The sequence below is a fragment of the Olleya sp. HaHaR_3_96 genome (assembly GCF_019278545.1).
In the GTDB taxonomy this organism is placed as follows: domain Bacteria; phylum Bacteroidota; class Bacteroidia; order Flavobacteriales; family Flavobacteriaceae; genus Olleya.
Map to the genome: position 1 here is coordinate 1,228,855 of NZ_CP058987.1, position 17,887 is coordinate 1,246,741.

The 17,887-nt window shown below is 32.3% G+C and carries 17 protein-coding genes and 1 tRNA gene; 10 read left to right on the forward strand and 8 right to left on the reverse strand.

Annotation, left to right across the window (positions count from 1 at the left end):
• Positions 1 to 212 precede the first annotated feature (212 nt).
• The 5 genes from H0I26_RS05240 to H0I26_RS05260 all read right to left on the reverse strand — a co-directional run bounded on the left by H0I26_RS05240 (position 213) and on the right by H0I26_RS05260 (position 7,157).
• Positions 213 to 860 (reverse strand): response regulator, encoded by a 648-nt coding sequence (locus H0I26_RS05240; protein WP_218701324.1) that lies wholly within the window; start codon positions 858 to 860, stop codon positions 213 to 215.
• A 58-nt stretch (positions 861 to 918) separates the two neighbouring features.
• Positions 919 to 1,371 carry a TIGR02281 family clan AA aspartic protease gene (locus H0I26_RS05245; RefSeq protein WP_218701325.1) on the reverse strand — a complete coding sequence of 151 codons (453 nt, stop codon included), beginning with the start codon at positions 1,369 to 1,371 and terminating at the stop codon, positions 919 to 921.
• Positions 1,355 to 3,943 (reverse strand): CHAT domain-containing protein, encoded by a 2,589-nt coding sequence (locus H0I26_RS05250; RefSeq protein WP_218701326.1) that lies wholly within the window; start codon positions 3,941 to 3,943, stop codon positions 1,355 to 1,357. Before H0I26_RS05250 ends, H0I26_RS05245 begins: the two co-directional genes overlap by 17 nt.
• Before the next feature lie 47 nt (positions 3,944 to 3,990).
• The gene (locus H0I26_RS05255) at positions 3,991 to 5,949 is read right to left on the reverse strand and encodes a PKD domain-containing protein (RefSeq protein WP_218701327.1); all 1,959 of its coding nucleotides are present in this window, start codon (positions 5,947 to 5,949) and stop codon (positions 3,991 to 3,993) included.
• Between the two features lie 170 nt (positions 5,950 to 6,119).
• Positions 6,120 to 7,157 carry a hypothetical protein gene (locus H0I26_RS05260; protein WP_218701328.1) on the reverse strand — a complete coding sequence of 346 codons (1,038 nt, stop codon included), beginning with the start codon at positions 7,155 to 7,157 and terminating at the stop codon, positions 6,120 to 6,122.
• 189 nt (positions 7,158 to 7,346) lie between these two features.
• Here H0I26_RS05260 and H0I26_RS05265 point away from each other — a divergent pair, with 189 nt between their 5' ends.
• From H0I26_RS05265 to H0I26_RS05310, 10 genes are all read left to right on the forward strand, one after another.
• A complete protein-coding gene (locus H0I26_RS05265) occupies positions 7,347 to 7,928 on the forward strand; it encodes an RNA polymerase sigma factor (protein ID WP_101016597.1) in 582 nt (193 codons plus the stop codon).
• Between the two features lie 4 nt (positions 7,929 to 7,932).
• Complete coding sequence (locus tag H0I26_RS05270; RefSeq protein ID WP_218701329.1) at positions 7,933 to 8,688, forward strand: tetratricopeptide repeat protein; 756 nt, start codon at positions 7,933 to 7,935, stop codon at positions 8,686 to 8,688.
• An 82-nt stretch (positions 8,689 to 8,770) separates the two neighbouring features.
• On the forward strand, positions 8,771 to 9,538 hold the full coding sequence (locus H0I26_RS05275) for a TatD family hydrolase (RefSeq protein ID WP_218701330.1): 768 nt from the start codon (positions 8,771 to 8,773) through the stop codon (positions 9,536 to 9,538).
• A 23-nt stretch (positions 9,539 to 9,561) separates the two neighbouring features.
• Positions 9,562 to 10,593 carry an asparaginase gene (locus H0I26_RS05280; RefSeq protein ID WP_218701331.1) on the forward strand — a complete coding sequence of 344 codons (1,032 nt, stop codon included), beginning with the start codon at positions 9,562 to 9,564 and terminating at the stop codon, positions 10,591 to 10,593.
• Between the two features lie 71 nt (positions 10,594 to 10,664).
• Positions 10,665 to 10,752: transfer RNA gene (locus H0I26_RS05285), tRNA-Ser, on the forward strand.
• Between the two features lie 207 nt (positions 10,753 to 10,959).
• On the forward strand, positions 10,960 to 11,742 hold the full coding sequence (locus tag H0I26_RS05290; RefSeq protein WP_101016605.1) for a MotA/TolQ/ExbB proton channel family protein: 783 nt from the start codon (positions 10,960 to 10,962) through the stop codon (positions 11,740 to 11,742).
• A 34-nt stretch (positions 11,743 to 11,776) separates the two neighbouring features.
• Complete coding sequence (locus H0I26_RS05295) at positions 11,777 to 12,217, forward strand: hypothetical protein (protein ID WP_218701332.1); 441 nt, start codon at positions 11,777 to 11,779, stop codon at positions 12,215 to 12,217.
• A gap of 2 nt (positions 12,218 to 12,219) precedes the next feature.
• Positions 12,220 to 12,828, forward strand: coding sequence for an ExbD/TolR family protein (locus tag H0I26_RS05300; RefSeq protein WP_218701333.1), 609 nt, complete (start codon positions 12,220 to 12,222; stop codon positions 12,826 to 12,828).
• An 11-nt stretch (positions 12,829 to 12,839) separates the two neighbouring features.
• Positions 12,840 to 13,310 (forward strand): ExbD/TolR family protein, encoded by a 471-nt coding sequence (locus H0I26_RS05305; protein ID WP_218701334.1) that lies wholly within the window; start codon positions 12,840 to 12,842, stop codon positions 13,308 to 13,310.
• 165 nt (positions 13,311 to 13,475) lie between these two features.
• Positions 13,476 to 14,171, forward strand: coding sequence for a porin family protein (locus H0I26_RS05310; RefSeq protein ID WP_218701335.1), 696 nt, complete (start codon positions 13,476 to 13,478; stop codon positions 14,169 to 14,171).
• On the opposite strand, the gene H0I26_RS05315 is transcribed toward H0I26_RS05310, so the two are convergent.
• From H0I26_RS05315 to asnS, 3 genes are all read right to left on the reverse strand, one after another.
• Positions 14,166 to 14,609: a hypothetical protein gene (locus H0I26_RS05315; RefSeq protein WP_256935267.1), complete on the reverse strand. Its 444-nt coding sequence runs from the start codon at positions 14,607 to 14,609 to the stop codon at positions 14,166 to 14,168. The two genes, H0I26_RS05310 and H0I26_RS05315, sit on opposite strands and share 6 nt — an antisense overlap.
• A 227-nt stretch (positions 14,610 to 14,836) precedes the next feature.
• Positions 14,837 to 16,297: an RNA polymerase factor sigma-54 gene (rpoN, locus tag H0I26_RS05320; RefSeq protein ID WP_218701337.1), complete on the reverse strand. Its 1,461-nt coding sequence runs from the start codon at positions 16,295 to 16,297 to the stop codon at positions 14,837 to 14,839.
• A gap of 138 nt (positions 16,298 to 16,435) precedes the next feature.
• Positions 16,436 to 17,866 (reverse strand): asparagine--tRNA ligase, encoded by a 1,431-nt coding sequence (gene asnS / locus H0I26_RS05325; protein ID WP_218701338.1) that lies wholly within the window; start codon positions 17,864 to 17,866, stop codon positions 16,436 to 16,438.
• Positions 17,867 to 17,887: the final 21 nt, after the last annotated feature.

The window sequence follows — 17,887 nt, forward strand, 5'->3', positions numbered from 1 at the left end:
ACGTGTGAAATACGTAGAACTACGTATTTTTATTTGGATGTGCTCAAAAAAAAAAGCTCCAAAACAGTTTAACGTTTTAGAGCTTCATTAATTCTCCCTAAGAACTAATTAATAGCACCGTAAAGATAAATGATATATATGACCTGTGAAATACGTAGAACTACGTATTTTTTATAGGTATGGTGTGTGCAAAAAAAAGCGAGCTTATACAGCTATAACGATATATTGGCTATAATGTCTTTGTTCATATTTGCCCAAAGCATCAATTCGTTATGCGATTTTTTTAAGTCTAATTTTTTTACAATGTTACTTCTGTGCTTTTCTACTGTTCTAGGAGAGCTCATTAGTTGTTTAGCGATCTCGGTTGAGGTTAATTTTTCAGATAAAAATTTAACGACCTTGACTTCTGTTGGAGTTAGCATTTCTAAAAGGTTAGAGCTAGAGTAGGTGACTTTAGCGTTAAGGTAAGAGGCTATTTCTTCACTAAAATAAGCTTCTCCTTTTAATACATGTGCGATACAAGTCTCAATTTCTTCAACTGCAAATTCTTTTAAAATATATCCAAAGACATTATATGCTTTTGCTTTATCAAACAAGTGCTCTTCATTATCAAATGTAATTAGGATGATTTTAGTCTCTAGTTCATTTTTAAAACAAGCACCAGCAACTTCTAAGCCTGTCATTTTTGGCATTCTAATATCTAATAATGCTAAGTCTGGTTTAAGTTTAACAATTAAATTGTAAGCGGTTTGACCATCTTCCGCGCTACCTATTATATTAAAACCTTTAGAAGTAATAAAGTCAGAAAGTCCTCTTAACATTAAAGGGTGGTCATCTGCTATGACAATTGAAGTACTCATAAAATGATTGGTCTTTTGGAAGATTGATTGGTAGCTAAAATTAAATAAAAATTAGACATTAGACTAATTTTTTTAAGTACAAATATTTTTTATCGTAATCAATAATGCCTTTAACTTTTTTTAAAATATCAGCACCAATAATACCATCAACTGGTTGCGCGTCATGATTGATTAATGCTGTATTGACATGGCTTAAGTCGAATAAAACTAATGCCGCTTTCGCTATTTTTAATCGGCCAATTTTTAATGTATTGTTTTTGGAAACTTGGGTTTTCATGTTAGTTGCTCCAGCACCTGCAGCTAATACCTTTGAATCTTTTACTTTTTTTAAAGAAAATTTACTTGTAGCTTCAAAACCGACACAACTATTAGATGCACCTGTATCTAAGATAAATAAGCCTTTTACTCCATTTATTGAGGCTTTAATCTCAAAATGGTTGGTTTTAGTTAATTTTAATTTGACTCTGATGTAGTCCTTGGCAAATAAAAAGTCTTTAAGCGTGTTTTTCATTGTGACGTCTTCGTATTATAAACCATAAAAGTAAAGCAATAGCTAATCCAATAATAGTAAAAACAATATATTTTGAATAATTAGAAACTGTTATAGGGGTTAAATCGCCATAATAGGTGAAAGCACTCCAATAATACGGTGATTTCTTAATGTTTGAGATTTCTGGATTATTTAAGTAGTCTATTTTTGATAAATGATTAGCAATAAAAGCCGAATGTGTTTTGCTATAATTTTTGTAAAAGGAAGCCATCAATTTTGAGGTTGATAAGTCATTGATTTTCCAAAGTGAAAATAATAAGTTTTCTACACCAGCATATTGAAAACCTCTAGCCATATTCATGCTTCCTTCTCCTTTTTGAAGTTTTCCAATGCCCGTTTCGCAAGCACTTAACACGACTAGTTTGTTGCTTAGATTGACGCTATATAATTCATTTAAAAATAATTTTTCATCTATAAAATCGATGTTTGCAGGAACTCTAAATGTTCCGCTACTAGCATGTGTGGATAAATGTAATATACCATAGTTTTTTGCTTGAAGGAGTGCGTCTTTTTTAGTTGCATTATCATACATTAAAAATTTTGCATCAATATGTTTTGCAATACTTTCTGCCTCGTTTATGGAGTACGTTAATTTTGAATTACTGTTGTCAAATACCGGGAAAACACCTAAAACAGATGCGTCGTATTCAAAAGGGTGTGTGTTTAAATATAAAAATGCACTGGTATTATAAGCTAAAATCTGCTTTTTAGCTACAAAGGGCATTTTAGAATAACTTGTTGTTGATGTATTTAAGGATAAAAGACTTTCAAAAGGAATAAAATTTAAAAAACCATCTGGTATAATTACAACATTTTGATACGCAGAAGTATTTTTAAAATGTAATAATTGATACAGTTGAAAAGCATCGGTTGTAAATGCTGAGATATTATTATTTATTGCAGAAGAATTATCGAAGTAATTAATATAATCATTTATTGCATTATCTAAATCAGTTGTCTTTTTAATCTTTATAAAATCAATGGATTCCGCGGAAATTATAAATTGAAAAATAGCTGTATTTCCATAAAAGTATTCCGCTAGAATAGCCTTGTTTTTATCTAGTTTGTGCTTAAGTTTTTTGATTGAAATATTGGAAGTATTAGTCTTTGGGTATGCTTTATCTATTTTAATTTTTAATTGCTTTAAAGCAGAACTTGCAGTTGTGAGATCTTGGCTTAGTGTATTAATTTGATTAGCATCTTTCTGGTATTGTGCTTTAATCAAACTATTGGTTAAGCGTTCTTGTTTGCGTAATAGTGATTGTTCGTTAATTAATAAACTATCATTGCGGTGTAATTGTAATAATGTTTTTTTACTAATAGTTTCTTTTAAAATAGTGCTTTTGTTTTTTTCAGCGTAGGCAAAAGCCTGTATCGCAATAGTAGAGTCTTTAGTCGATTGATAGACGTCAAATAGTAAGTTTATACAAGATTCGCTTCGTCTTCTATTAGCCGTTAAGTGCAATAGTTTAGCGTCTTGAGAGGTTAGATTTTTAGTTAATAAATCAGAGACATAAAAGCTCAAGTTGTAATAGGCTAAAGCAGTATTGTAATTTGGTTGCATTTCTGCTAATAAATCAAATATATCTATAAATGTATTTTCGGGATATAAGTCTTCTTTTATTGGGAGTTGTTGCTGTTTAGTGTTTGGAAGTAATAATTTAATGGCACTCTTTAACGCTTTTAGGCTTGTTTCAAAATCATTTAATTTATAATGAAGTTGTGCATTTTTAACATGTAATTTAGCTAGATTTCTAGCGTTAATAGCACTGTTCTCCGAAGCTTTATCAATTAGTTTTGTGGAATATTTTAGGGCTTCTTCAAAATTTTTATTGTTTACAGCAATATTATATTTGGTCTCTAATGAAGTCACTTCATAAGAGTCTATTTGACTTTTTGTAGGGATATCTTTATTGCTGGTTATTTGTTTTAATGCGATTTGGCTATTGGTATTTATTTGAATTAGTTTTTGTTTCTGCACATTTGTAATACCTTTAATTTCTAAGCCTTTTTTTACAATTGATTTTGAAGATTCAAATTTTCCGACCGTGTAATATAGTTGTGCTAAATTAATGGCTCCACTAATTCTATGTTTGGCATTTTGTTGTTTTTCGGCTAGAAAAGTATATTGTTTAATCGTATTTTCTGCGTTAGTGTAATCACCAATTTTATTATATAAAACACCTAAAGGCTTTAGGCAGTATTCAGTAATGTCATATTCAAAAACGGTACTTAATTTTTGAGAATTATAAAGGTTTAAAGCGTCTTCATAAACACTAATAGCACTTGTTTGTTGATTTTTGCTATCTAGATAATTTGCTTTACTTACTAAGAAAAATAGATACGCAAAATAGTCGTCTTTTGTTTTACTATTAGATTTGAAATATGTTTCGTTTTTTAAGAAAGTGTTATACGTTTCAGATGTCCTTTTTGCATTAAATGTTTCGGTTGCAACGTAAATAGTTTCTTCTAGCTCTTGCGAAAGCAAATTCCCAAAGACCAAAAAGAATAATATGATAAGGTTATATTTCATTTAAAATAATCGAGGTATACTTTACTCGGGATAAGCTTGCTTTTGAGTTAAAATTTCCAAATTGCGTACAATTGCATGTAGTTATAATTCTCTTTAAAGTTAAAAACGTAACGCGCGCCAATGCTAGGACCAATTCTTGCAAAACCAGCTGTGGCTTCCACTAAAAATCCCGTTCTGAAGTTTGTAAAACTAGACGTTTCCGTAGTGTTCGTTGTGGTCGTCTCTAAATTAGGAACTTCAAATGTACCAGCTTCATCTTCAAAATAGGCGGTTGTTGCTGTTGTTTCACTTTTTTCGCTAAGAGAAAACATACCTTGTAGTCCAGCACCTAAACCAATATAATTATTGATGTTATATCGCGCTAAAACAGGAAGTTCCCAATCTACGTTGTTGTAGGTTTTAGAAGTGGTTTTACGTTCGTAATACGGAAAACCTACTGGTGTATTTTCAATTAAAGTATTGGTGAAATTGGATTGTCCGTCATAGCTATGAAAACTGTTTAAAAGCTCGACTTGCCAATACCATTTGTAAGATTTGTAAGGAGATAGTGTAGCACCAACAAAATAACTTTTAGAATTATCTAAATCTGAAAACGAATTATAACCTGCTTTTGCACCAATCGAAATTCCTGGTAAAAATCTGGTGGTAGAGTAGTTGGTTATAATCGGATCATTTTTGTCAAAAATGATAGCAGTACGCGATTTTGTCTTTTGCTTATGAAAGTCCTTTCCGAATTTAATGTTGTATTGTACAAACCCTTTAGTTGAGTCATAAACTTTTACGTTTTTTTGCTCGCTTCCGGGAAGGTAAATGTTTTTGAATGTAAAAATGGCTTGTTTTTCTGTATACGTGGTGTCCAAACAACTGTATGCAACCTCATATTTAGGACAGATTTTCACCTTTGGGTACATGTCTAAAACGGTAATGGAGGTTTTGTCAAACATATCGGGGATATCCGTTTCTAACCTAATTGTGTTTGCTGGACCTTCTCCATTATTTTGAAATCTAATTTTAAATTTAGGTGCTTTAAATCGAACTAATCTATAGTTTAAAAATGTTGCATTTGAAGACATTTTGTTTGGATCATGAGAGGTGACAATTTCCATCTCCATGTCTTTTACATTATGATTGTCATAATTTTCATCTGGAATATATATTCCTCTAACCGAAATGATAGCACTAGTATCTTTTAGCATTTCGGGGGTTGTTTTTAAAGTATAAAACACATTACGCTCTTCATTAGGTTGCATGTTGTTAAAGCTTAGTGTACTAGCGTTTTTGTAATTGGCTTTAGCGTCTTCGAGCGTTAGCGGTAAGTTTTGTCTTTCGGTTGAATCCTGTGGACTAAGATAAGCACGCAAGTTTTGAGTTTCCGCGGAAGCGTAAAATGCATTATTTTTAGGTTTGGAGATGTAAACTAAATTGTCATTTTCTATTTTAGTCTCACCATGATGTGTTCTGGTGTCTGTTAGTTGAAAGTTGTTATCGTTATAAATAGTTTCGTTATAAAATAAATACAATTGTCCATTGGTAGTATAGTCTTTTGTGTTTTTATATTTAAGAATTACCACTATTTCTTCTTCAGGCATCGGTTCGCGGTTACGTTGTAAATCAATAGCTTCTTCCATAGACGCTTGTTCCTGAAAAGTGTCATCTGCAGAATCTATTCTTATTTTTTTGGGTCTTGTTGTTGGAGGTTTGCCTGTGTCGTAGTTATTGGTAGCCCAAAGTCTCACTTCGTAATCGCCAGTATTTTTATAAACCTTTATTGGATTGTTTTCTTTACTGTAAGTCCCGTCTCCAAATTCCCAATAATTGGTATAAAATGCTTTTGGTGCTCCTGCAATCTGATTTAATATAGGTGCTTTTGGAGAGAATAATGTTTGATTACCACTAGTTTTATACTCTATTGTAGCGGACCGTCTTGTTGTGTCTATTACAGTATCTTGTCCAAAACTGAGTGTTGTAATACTTAAGGTAAAAATTATAGCGATAATAGTTTTCATTACGGTTTGGTTTAGAGATTAAATTTAGTGATAAAATTATTGATATAAGTTGACCAACCGACAAGAGGGGCGTTTTAATGAATGAACGACACATTTTAGGTCATATTTGAAATGGGGAAAAGCCAGAAAAATTAATTTCCAGCTTTTTTTAAATTCAAATAAGTTAATCGTTATGGTAAACCATTTATAAGAAGGGTTAATTCTGCTTCTGTGGCTACTATCGTTTCGCTATACTCAAAGGTGTAAGTTTGATCTTCTGTAATTGTGACACTTTTAATAGCGTATCTCCAGTTGTCATTATGTGCTGTAGCAAATATCATTTGACATTCTAACCCAATTGGTATTTGTCCGTAATGTTCCGTGAATAAACCAGTAACGGGGTCGTATTGATCTAAATTTGCTAAACCAGTATCTTCGCCGTCATAAGATAAGTATACATTTGAATTTAGATTGTCATAACCCTCAGGGACACTTACTAGTAGTGTTGTTTTTGGTCTTGGATCCGAATAAAAACGATCTACATTGTTCCATCCAAAGGAGGCAAAAAACACATTGTATAGTGTGCCGTCAAGAAAGACCCCGTTTTGACCTGCCGCATCGTTGTTTTCTTCCCATGTAAGATTTTCGTTTTCATCTATTGTCCCTTCCCAAAGTGTCATGTCGAAGTCATCTCCACCTGTTAAACTTGTAGGTATGGTTACTTGAAGTGGGCAATTAGTGTCTAAAAGGATACCGTTTTGTGTCGCTTCAATAAAAAATTCTCCTCCCGAAATTAATAGACTCTTATCACCATTTGGTAACACGCCCATAGTTGGTTTGTTGGTCGTTAACATACTGCCTTTATCAAAAAGTTCTGTATATTCTAGATCAACTTGGCCGGTTATAGCATTTCCATTTAATGTTAAGCAATTTCCGTCAATATGAATCTGTGATCCGTTTGTAGTTGTAAACATTATACTACCATCTTCTGCATTAAAATTAAAATTTTCCGTATGGTTTGCTAATGCCTGTTCTTTTATGTTTTTATATTCTTGGGGAGTAGCAACTTCAATTTCAGAATTGGAAGTTATGTCTTCATTGTTATCTTTTGGGTCGCAACTTGTAATTAACAGAGCGGTCATAAAAAGCGTTCCGAAAATTGTTTTTAAAGACGGGTTTATACCGTACTTATGAGTTAAATGGGTGTGTAAAGGTGAACAATTTTTCATAATTAATGTTTTAATTGGTTTATATTTTTTAGATAAACAGAGTGTTATTTTTATCACGCTGTTTTGTGTTGTTTATTACTGTTTTTGTGTTGTCAAATTCTGACTGTTACACTCTTATATCAAAACCATTTAAAATTTGTTACCCTTATTTTATTTAGTTTTTTTACATTCGTTGTAAACAAAGGGTTTATGAGTGCAAAAAAAATACACGAAGACCAGAAGTATGTTGACGGATTAGTGGCCAACAACTCCTTTATTATACAAGCTATATATGATAAGTTTGCACCTAAGGTGATTAATTATATAAAGCAGAATAGTGGTGATGTAGATAGTGCACAAGACATTATACAAGAAACGATTATAACAATTTATAATCAAGGGAGTCAAAAAAAATTACAGTTAACGTGTCCTTTTGATGCTTACTTTTTTTTACTATGTAAGCGTAAGTGGTTAAACTATTTAAAAAAAAATAATAAAAAGGAGGTAACAATTAACGAAGAGGTATTATCTAAGGATGACGACGCACAAGAATTGTCTTTTGAAACTTCTGTATTTGAAGGTAAACAAGTTTTGTTTAATGAGATGTTTCAAAAACTTGGTGATGCCTGCAAAGATTTACTGAAAGCTACATTTAAAATAAAATCGATGGAAGAAGTAGCCAAAAGTCTAAATGTAAGTTATGCTTACGCTAGAAAGAAAAAATCGCTGTGTATTGGGCAATTAACCAAGTTAGTGCAAGAGTCGCCAACATTTAATCAACTTAATCATTAGTGTTATGGAAGAACAAGATTACATCCTTTTTGAAAACTATTTATCAGACAATTTAAGCAAAGAGGAACATATTGCTTTTGAGGGAAGACTAAGTTCTGATCCTTTATTCAAAAAAACATTTGCAGTCTACAAAGAGTTTTCTGAAAATTTGGAATACGAAATAGGAAATGAGAGTAAAACTGCTGATTTTAAGGCTAATTTAGATAATATATCATTTCAATATTTTAATAAAGAAGACGTTAAAGCAGAAGCAGTACCGACTAAGAAATCGTTTAAATTGTATAAGTATGTAGTAGCTGCAAGTATTGCATTATTGATGGGGTTTTTTGTTTATAATCAATTTTCTGGAGGCGCTAGTTATTCCGATTTTAATACACATGAGACTGTAGATTTTGCGGTACGAAGTGGAGAAGGAAATGTTGGTTTGTTAATTAAAACAACTAAAGCTTTTAATGATAAAGACTATGAAAAAGCGAATACATATTTGGAAGAATTATTGGTCGCTGATCCTGAGAATATTGAATATAATTTTTATTATGCCATCACTAATATTGAGTTAGATAATTTCGCTAAAGCGGAAACTATTTTAATTTCAATTACAAAAGGAAGTTCTGCTTATAATAACAGAGCTAAATGGTATCTGGCATTAAGTAAGTTAAAACAAGATGAAAATGAAGCTTGTATTGCGATTTTAAAAATGATACCAGAAGATGCAGATGATTATGGTCAAGCCTTACGATTATTAAATAAACTTAATTAATAAACTAGTCCTTATATATAAGGTCCATAAAATACTTATCCAAAAGTCATCATAACCATGATGACTTTTTTATTTTTGTGCCATGATAATTACAGATACACACACACATTTATATAGTGACGCTTTTGATGAGGACAGGGAAGAAGTGATGCAACGCACATTAGATGCCGGCGTTTCTAGATTGTTTATTCCCGCAATAGATAGCACGTATACAGCAAGTATGCTACAATTGGAAAAAGATTATCCTAAACATGTTTTTTTAATGATGGGTTTACATCCAACACATGTTAAGGAGAATTACAAAGAAGAATTAGAGCATGTCGTAAAAATGTTGGCTTCTCATAAGTTTTATGCAGTAGGGGAGATAGGTATCGATTTATATTGGGATAAAAGCACATTAGCAATACAACAGGAAGCCTTTAGAGAACAAATTAAATTAGCAAAAGCGTATAAACTGCCCATAGTAATACACTGTCGAGAAGCTTTTGATGAGATTTTTGAAATTTTGGAAGAAGAGAAAGCTGATGATTTACGTGGAATTTTTCATTGTTTTTCGGGTACTTTAGAACAGGCGCACCAAGCCATCTCTTATAATATGAAACTTGGTATTGGTGGCGTTGCAACCTTTAAAAATGGAAAGATTGATCAGTTTTTAAAAGCAATAGATTTAAAACATATCGTTTTAGAAACAGATTCACCATATTTGGCACCTAAACCGTATAGAGGAAAGCGTAATGAAAGTAGCTATATTTTAAAGGTTGTTGAAAAGTTGTCAGAGATTTACGAAGTGTCAGAACAGAAAATTGCCGACATTACAACAGAGAATTCAAAAGCGGTATTTGGGATTTAACTCAAAGCTAAGTACTATATAATATGACTAAAATGATCCCGAATATACTCCTTATATATACAGGAGGAACTATAGGTATGATAAAGGACCCGGAAACTGGGACTTTACGTGCTTTTGACTTTGAAAACTTATTAGATCGTATTCCAGAGTTAAAACTGTTAGAGTGTACTATCGAAACCTATTCTTTTGAAGTGCCAATAGATTCTAGTAATATGAATCCGGAGTATTGGGTTCAGATAGCAGAAGTTATTGAGACTAATTATGAAGCTTTTGATGGGTTTGTTGTACTTCATGGAAGTGATACTATGAGTTATACAGCTTCGGCTTTAAGTTTTATGTTAGAACATTTAGCCAAACCTGTGATTTTTACAGGATCACAATTGCCTATTGGAGATTTGCGTACAGATGCTAAAGAAAATTTAATTACTTCAATTCAAATAGCATCTTTACAGCATTATAATAAACCAGTTATAAAAGAAGTTGGTTTGTATTTTGAATATAATTTGTACCGAGCTAACCGTACAACAAAAATAAATGCGGAACATTTTGAGGCTTTTGCAAGTTTAAATTACCCTGATCTAGCAGAAAGTGGCGTGCATTTAAAGGTGAATCATGAGATTTTATTTAAGCCTAACCCTAGAAAAAAACTTACAGTACATAAAAACTTGGATGCAAACATTGCTTTAGTCAAGTTATTTCCAGGTATTACAAAGCAAGTTTTAGAAGCTGTTTTTAATACAGAAGGATTAAAAGGTATTGTTTTAGAAACTTATGGTGCGGGAAACTGTAGTACCGAAGATTGGTTTTTAGAATTACTAAAAAAGACGGTCCAAAAAGGGATTCCTATTATCAATGTGACACAATGTTCGGGAGGAAGTGTCTTAATGGGGCAGTATGAAACTAGCGAAAAATTGAAAAGAATAGGATTAATATCAGGAAAAGACATCACGACAGAGGCTGCTTTGTGTAAATTGATGTATTTATTAGGAGAAAATATTTCTGCTAACTTATTCAAAACCATTTATGAAACGGCTTTAAGAGGAGAAATGTCTTAAAATTAACCCTTAAAATTTTAAGTTTAAGATATTTTTTTGTTATTTGCCCCATTGTAATTAGTGTTATTTACAGAGAGGTGGCCGAGTGGCTGAAGGCGCACGCTTGGAAAGCGTGTATGCGTTAATAGCGTATCGAGGGTTCGAATCCCTTTCTCTCTGCAAAAGGTTTGAAATGGATAGATGTTTATTTAAATGGTTTTTGTAACTATGATTGACGAACATCTTAAGTTTTATATTTTTTGTTAGCTTTTAAGAGTAAAAAGCAAAACTTTATGGTTTTACTTCAGCTCTTTTAGTTATTTTTATTTTTAATTACAATTTTTTTATATCTTTAACACTTTAACTAATAAAATTAAGAACAACAAAATGAAAAGATTTTTTTCTATCCTAGCCATAGCGTGTATCATGGCATTCGGAACTGCAAATGCAACTACTAACGTAGCAATGACGACTGCAACTACTGTAGTACTTACACAAGACGATTCAAATGCTGATGCTGCAACTGCAGAGGGCGAGAACTTAACGTTTCACCAAGAACTTAAAAAACGTTTTATTGAAGGTGGACCAGGTTTTATGGGTATTGTATTATTATGTTTAATTCTAGGTTTAGCAATTGCTATTGAGAGAATTATCTTTTTAAACTTATCTACAACTAACTCTAAAAAGTTAACTCAAGATGTTGAAGATGCTCTTCAATCAGGTGGTTTAGAAGCTGCTAAAGAAGTATGTCGTAACACAAAAGGACCTGTTGCCTCTATCTTTTACCAAGGTTTAGACAGAGCAGAAGGTGATTTAGACGATGCTGAAAAAGCTGTTGTAGCTTACGGTGGAGTACAAATGGGACAATTAGAGAAAAACGTATCTTGGATTTCTTTATTTATCGCATTAGCACCAATGTTAGGGTTCATGGGAACTGTAATTGGTATGATCCAAGCTTTCGATAAAATTGAAGCAGCAGGAGATATGCAACCATCATTAGTAGCAGGGGGTATTAAAGTAGCCTTATTAACTACCGTATTTGGACTTATTGTGGCAATTATATTACAAATTTTTTATAATTATATTATCGCTAAGATTGATAGTATTGTTAACGATATGGAAGATTCTTCTATTAACTTAATGGATATCTTATCTAAGTACAAGAAATAATTTACTCAATTACTAACTTTAAAAATTAAAGAATATGCACAAGATTTTAAAAATAGTTGCTTTAGTATTGAGTTTAGCTGGGATTGGTATTTTAGTAGGTATTATTTCTAAAGGAGATGAAGGTATAGAGATGGCGGCAGCAAACGGAGATACTGCTTTAGTTGATTATATGTCATATGTAGCTTACGCTATATTGGCTTTAGTTTTAATATTTGTAGTGATTTTTGTTATCAAAAATATCTTTACAGGAGGGAAATCTCTTAAAAACACTTTAATCGGTGTTGGAGCTTTCGTAGCTATTTTAGTGATAGCTTACGTAGTATCAGGAGGAGATGGCGTTTATAAATATAACGGATTAGTAGCTTCAGAAGGCGAATCTAAAATGGTAGGTGCAGGATTAATAGCATTTTACATTTTAGGAGCAGTAGCTATTGGAACGATGTTATTCTCAGGTATTAAAAAATTAATTAAATAATTATGGCAAAAAGATCAGCACCAGAAGTTAATGCAGGCTCTATGGCTGACATTGCCTTCTTATTATTAATATTCTTCTTAGTTACAACGACTATTGAAGTAGATTCTGGTATTAGTTCAAAACTACCACCGGATGAGATCATTGATCCTCCAATTATTAAGCAGAAAAATATCTTTACAGTTGAATTAAACAAAGACAATCAGATGTTGGTTGAGGGAGATTTAATGAAACCTAAGGATTTGAAAGCAGCAGCGTTAAAGTTTATTGATAACGGTGGAGGAAATAATGCAGCAGGGAAAAAATGTGATTATTGTAATGGAGCTAAAGACCCATCGTCTTCAGATCATCCAGAAAAAGCAATTATCTCAATTACCCACTCAAGAGCTACAGATTATAACACTTTTATAGTGGTTTACGATCAGTTAGTAAGTGCTTACACAGAATTAAGAGAGCGTTTAGCGCAAAGGCTATACAAACGTTCTTTTAAAGAAATGGAATTAACTTATGATGATTCAAAATCACCTCAGTTTAAAAGTGAAAAGTTAAAAGCTAAAATAGATGATATTAAGGATAAGTATCCTAGAATTATCTCTAAGGCAGAACCAAAATAATTTATTAAACTATGTCAAAATTTAAAAAAGAAGGCAGTAAAGAATTGCCGGCTATATCTACAGCATCATTACCTGATATTGTATTCATGCTATTATTCTTTTTTATGGTAGCAACCGTAATGAGAGACAGCAGTTTGAAAATTAAAAATAATTTACCTTCTGCAGCCGAAACTGAAAAGTTAGGTCAGAAAAATTTAATCATGTTTATATACGCTGGAAAGCCTAGTGATCAATATAAAAACATGGGAGAAGAGCCTAAGATTCAGTTAAACGATAAGTTTGCTGATTTGAAGGAAATTGCAGCTTTTGTGGCGGCCGAACGTGCTTCCAAGCGTGAAGCTGAAATACCACAATTAATTGCAGCTCTTAAAGTTGATAAAGAAACAAATATGGGTCTTATATCAGATATCGAGCAACAATTACGTAAAGTAGGACAATTGAAAATTAATTATACTACTAAAAAAGGTAGTGGACTTAAATAAAGATTACTCTTAATTTTATTACAAAAGGTGTTTTGATTTATCAAAACACCTTTTGTTTTTTGTACCTTTAATAGGTACTATTGTGATCTTTTAAATTATTCGTTTTATATTCCAAACAATTTATTGATTACACTCTTGGTCAACTATAAACATTACATTTAACAGATGAAATATTTACTAATTATATTCACCGTTTTATTTTGTGCACCTATTCTAATTGCACAAAAAGCTGAGGATAATAAAGGGGTTGTTGATTCCCTTTATAGAGAGGATCAGTTTTATTTGGGGATAACATATAACTTGTTAAGTAAAAAGCCTAGTGGAGTGTCTCAAAATGAATTTTCAAGTGGTTTACATTTTGGTGTTATACGTGATATGCCAATTAACAAGGAAAGAAATAAAGCTATCGGTGTTGGTTTAGGTTTATCCTTTAATGCTTATAATCAAAACCTTTTAATTAGCGAGGATAACAATGTAACAACGTTTTCAGTGTTAAATTCGGATGATGTTGAGTATTCTAAGAATAAGTTTTATACCTATATTGTCGAAATGCCAGTACAATTTAGATGGAGAACATCGTCGGCTACCGAATATAGTTTTTGGAGGATTTATACGGGTTTTAAAGCGGGCTATGTATTCTCTAACGGAACTAAATTTTTGGGTGACCCTAGTGATGTTAAATTGACTAATAGTGATGCTTTTAATAAGTTGCAGTATGGGTTAACATTTAGTGCGGGTTATAATACTTGGAATTTCTATTTGTATTATGGTCTTAATGATATGTTTGAAAATGCCGAAATAAGTGGGGAAGCACTTGATATGAGTGCAATCAAAGTGGGTTTGATGTTTTATATATTATAACCAATATTGTAATAGTATAAGTTGTGGTACTACGCCAATAAATAACCCTACTAATAATTCTTGAACAGTGTGTGCCTTTAGATATAACCTTGAGGTCGCTAGAGCGCCTGTAATTATAGCAAATAGCGCTAAACTTCCATTAATATTGATGCTAAAATGAATTGCAAAGGCAACAAAAAACATAAACACACCTCCTGTAGCTATTAGGTGTATGCTTGCCTTGAATTTTAATACGGCTAACAATAAGCACGTGAGATTTGATATTAGTACTCCAATAAAAAAGAAATAGAGCTCAGGTATTTGATTGTTAGGGAATACTCGGTACAGTATTAAAGCAAGGATTACACAATTAACTAGTAATGGTAGGATCCGTTCTTTGGTGGTTTTTAGTTGTAAAGATTCCGCCTTACCTAATGTTTTCAGTAGGAAATAGACCATAATGGGAAGTATTACGGACAATATGAATAGTGATATTATCTTAGCATAAACGAACTCTTCAGGGATAAATCTAGGCGATTTTTTGAAGTAGAAATGAACTGCCAATAAGGGCATTATAATAGGGTGAAAAACGACAGATATACTTTTAATTAGCCATTTCATTGTAATTATATATTGATAAAGTTTGGCAAGAAAATAATGTTGATGAATCTAAAAATATAATAGTATTATATTTTCTTACGCAATCTAGCTACAGGAATATCTAATTGCTCTCTATATTTTGCAACTGTACGACGAGCAATAGGATACCCTTTTTCTTTAAGTATAGTGGCTAATGCAGAATCCGTTAATGGTTTCTTTTTGCTTTCTTCTTCTATAACCGTTTCAAGAATTTTTTTGATTTCGCGAGTCGATACTTCTTCTCCTTGGTCATTAGTCATTGATTCTGAGAAAAATTCTTTAATTAATTTAGTCCCATAAGGGGTATCTACATATTTACTGTTAGCCACACGGGAGACTGTTGAAACATCCATTTCAATTTCGTCAGCGATGTCTTTAAGTATCATTGGTCTTAAATTACGCTCATCACCGGTTAAGAAGAACTCTTTCTGATAATTCATAATAGAGCTCATTGTTACAAATAAAGTCTGCTGACGTTGTTTAATAGCGTCTATAAACCATTTAGCGGCATCTAGTTTTTGCTTTATAAACATGACAGCGTCTTTTTGTGATTTAGACTTGTCTTTACTTTCTTTGTAACCTTTAAGCATATTATTATACTCTCTAGAGACATGTAGTTCTGGTGCATTACGCCCATTTAGTGTTAATTCTAATTGGCCATCGACTATTTTTATCGCAAAATCTGGGACAACATGTTCTACTATTCTGTTGTTTCCAGCATATGAACCTCCTGGTTTTGGGTTAAGACGTTCAACTTCATGAATAGCATCTTTAAGTTGAGTTTCAGTAATATCAAATTTTTGCATTAATTTCTTGTAATGCTTTTTGGTAAACTGGTCAAATGCTTTATCAATAATATCCATGGCTAATTGGACATCAGGTTGCTTTTCTTTTCTATGTAATTGTATACTTAAGCATTCTTGCAAGTTTCTAGCACCGACGCCTGCAGGATCTAGCTGGTGTACGATTTTAAGGACTCTAGAGACTTTTTCTTCATCGGTATAAACACTTTGTGTGAAGGCTAAGTCGTCTACAATATCACTTAGTTCTCTACGGATATAACCACTTTCATCTACACTACCTACTAAAAACTCAGCGATATCACGTTCGTCGTCTGACAAACGATAGGTGTTTAATTGATTAACTAAATGTTGCGTAAAAGAAGTACCGGCAGCGTAAGGCATTGTTTTGTCCTCATCATCTGCACTATAGTTATTCGTGTTTGTTCGATATTCAGGGATTTCGTCATCACTTAAATAGTCATCTACGTTAATATCTCCAGCATCTATGATGTCGTTATCGTCAAAATCGTCCTTAGTATTGTCTAGATCATTATCGAAGTCATCAACAATTTCTTCTTTCCCTGTATCTAATGCGGGATTTTCTTCTAACTCTTGCTTTAAACGTTGTTCAAATGCTTGTGTCGGCAACTGTATCAATTTCATTAATTGAATTTGTTGCGGCGACAACTTCTGCGATAATTTGAACTGTAAATATTGTTTAAGCATGGTTTGTTTTAGAATTAGGTTAAAAATAAAAAAAACAATCTACATTTTAGTAGATTGTTTTAATATATAAATTTGAATTTTAATAAACTCTTTTTTTACTTAAATTATTTTAGAGGAGTTTACTGTTTATTCGAAGCCTTAAAACTCTGCATTTTGAGGTGTTCTAGGGTAAGGTATTACGTCTCTAATATTACCCATTCCTGTTGCAAACATAACTAAACGTTCAAAACCAAGACCAAAACCAGAATGAACAGCTGTACCATATTTACGTAAATCTAGGTACCACCATAATTCTTCTTCAGAAATATCTAATACTGCCATTTTTTCTTTTAGAACATCAAGACGTTCTTCACGTTGTGATCCTCCAACAATTTCCCCAATTCCAGGAAATAAAATATCCATGGCTCTAACGGTTTTGCCATCTTCGTTTAAACGCATATAGAAGGCTTTGATATTTGCTGGATAATCAAATAATATTACTGGGCATTTAAAATGCTTTTCTACTAAAAAGCGTTCGTGTTCTGATTGTAAATCTGCCCCCCATTCTTCAATGATATAATTGAATTTCTTTTTCTTATTAGGCTTAGAGTTTCTAAGTATATCGATAGCTTCAGTATAACTTACACGTTTGAAATTATTTTCAGTGACGAATTTTAATTTTTCAATTAAAGATAATTCACTACGTTCTGCTTGAGGTTTTGTTTTTTCGTCATCCAAAAGACGTTTGTCTAAAAACTCTAAGTCGTCCGCGTTATGTTCTAAAATATAACTAATTACAGATTTCATAAAGTCTTCTGCTAAGTCCATATTTCCTGCAAGATCCATGAAAGCAACTTCTGGCTCAATCATCCAAAATTCTGATAAATGACGCGTGGTATTAGAGTTTTCTGCTCTAAATGTTGGTCCAAAAGTATATACTTTACCTAAAGACATCGCATAGGTTTCTGCTTCTAATTGACCAGAAACAGTAAGGTTAGTGTCTTTTCCAAAAAAGTTTTTGGTTTGATCTATGTTTCCTTCTTCTGTTAAAGGAGGATTTTTTTGATCTAATGTGCTTACACGAAACATTTCTCCTGCTCCTTCTGCATCACTTCCCGTAATAATTGGGGTGTGCATATAGTAGAAACCATTATCGTTAAAGTATTTATGAACAGCAAAAGACAAGGCAGAGCGTAAACGCATAACGGCACTAAACGTACTTGTTCTTGTGCGTAAATGTGCATTTTCTCTTAAAAATTCAAAACTGTGCTTTTTTGGTTGAATTGGATACGTTTCTGGATCAGAATCTCCTAAAATTTCAATTTTAGTTACAGTAACTTCTACTGTTTGGCCTTTACCTTGGCTTTCTACTAATTCTCCAGTAATTGAGACTGCAGCACCTGTAGTGATTCGTTTTAATAAGTTTTCATCTGTGTTTTCAAAATCAACAACACATTGAATATTATGTAATGTAGAACCGTCATTTAGAGCAATAAATCGATTCGCTCTAAAGGTACGTACCCAACCTTTTATTTGTATTTCTTGTAATTTGGTTTCTTTAAGTAAAGTGGCAACTGTAAATGATTTCATTTTTAAAAAATTTAATTAAAA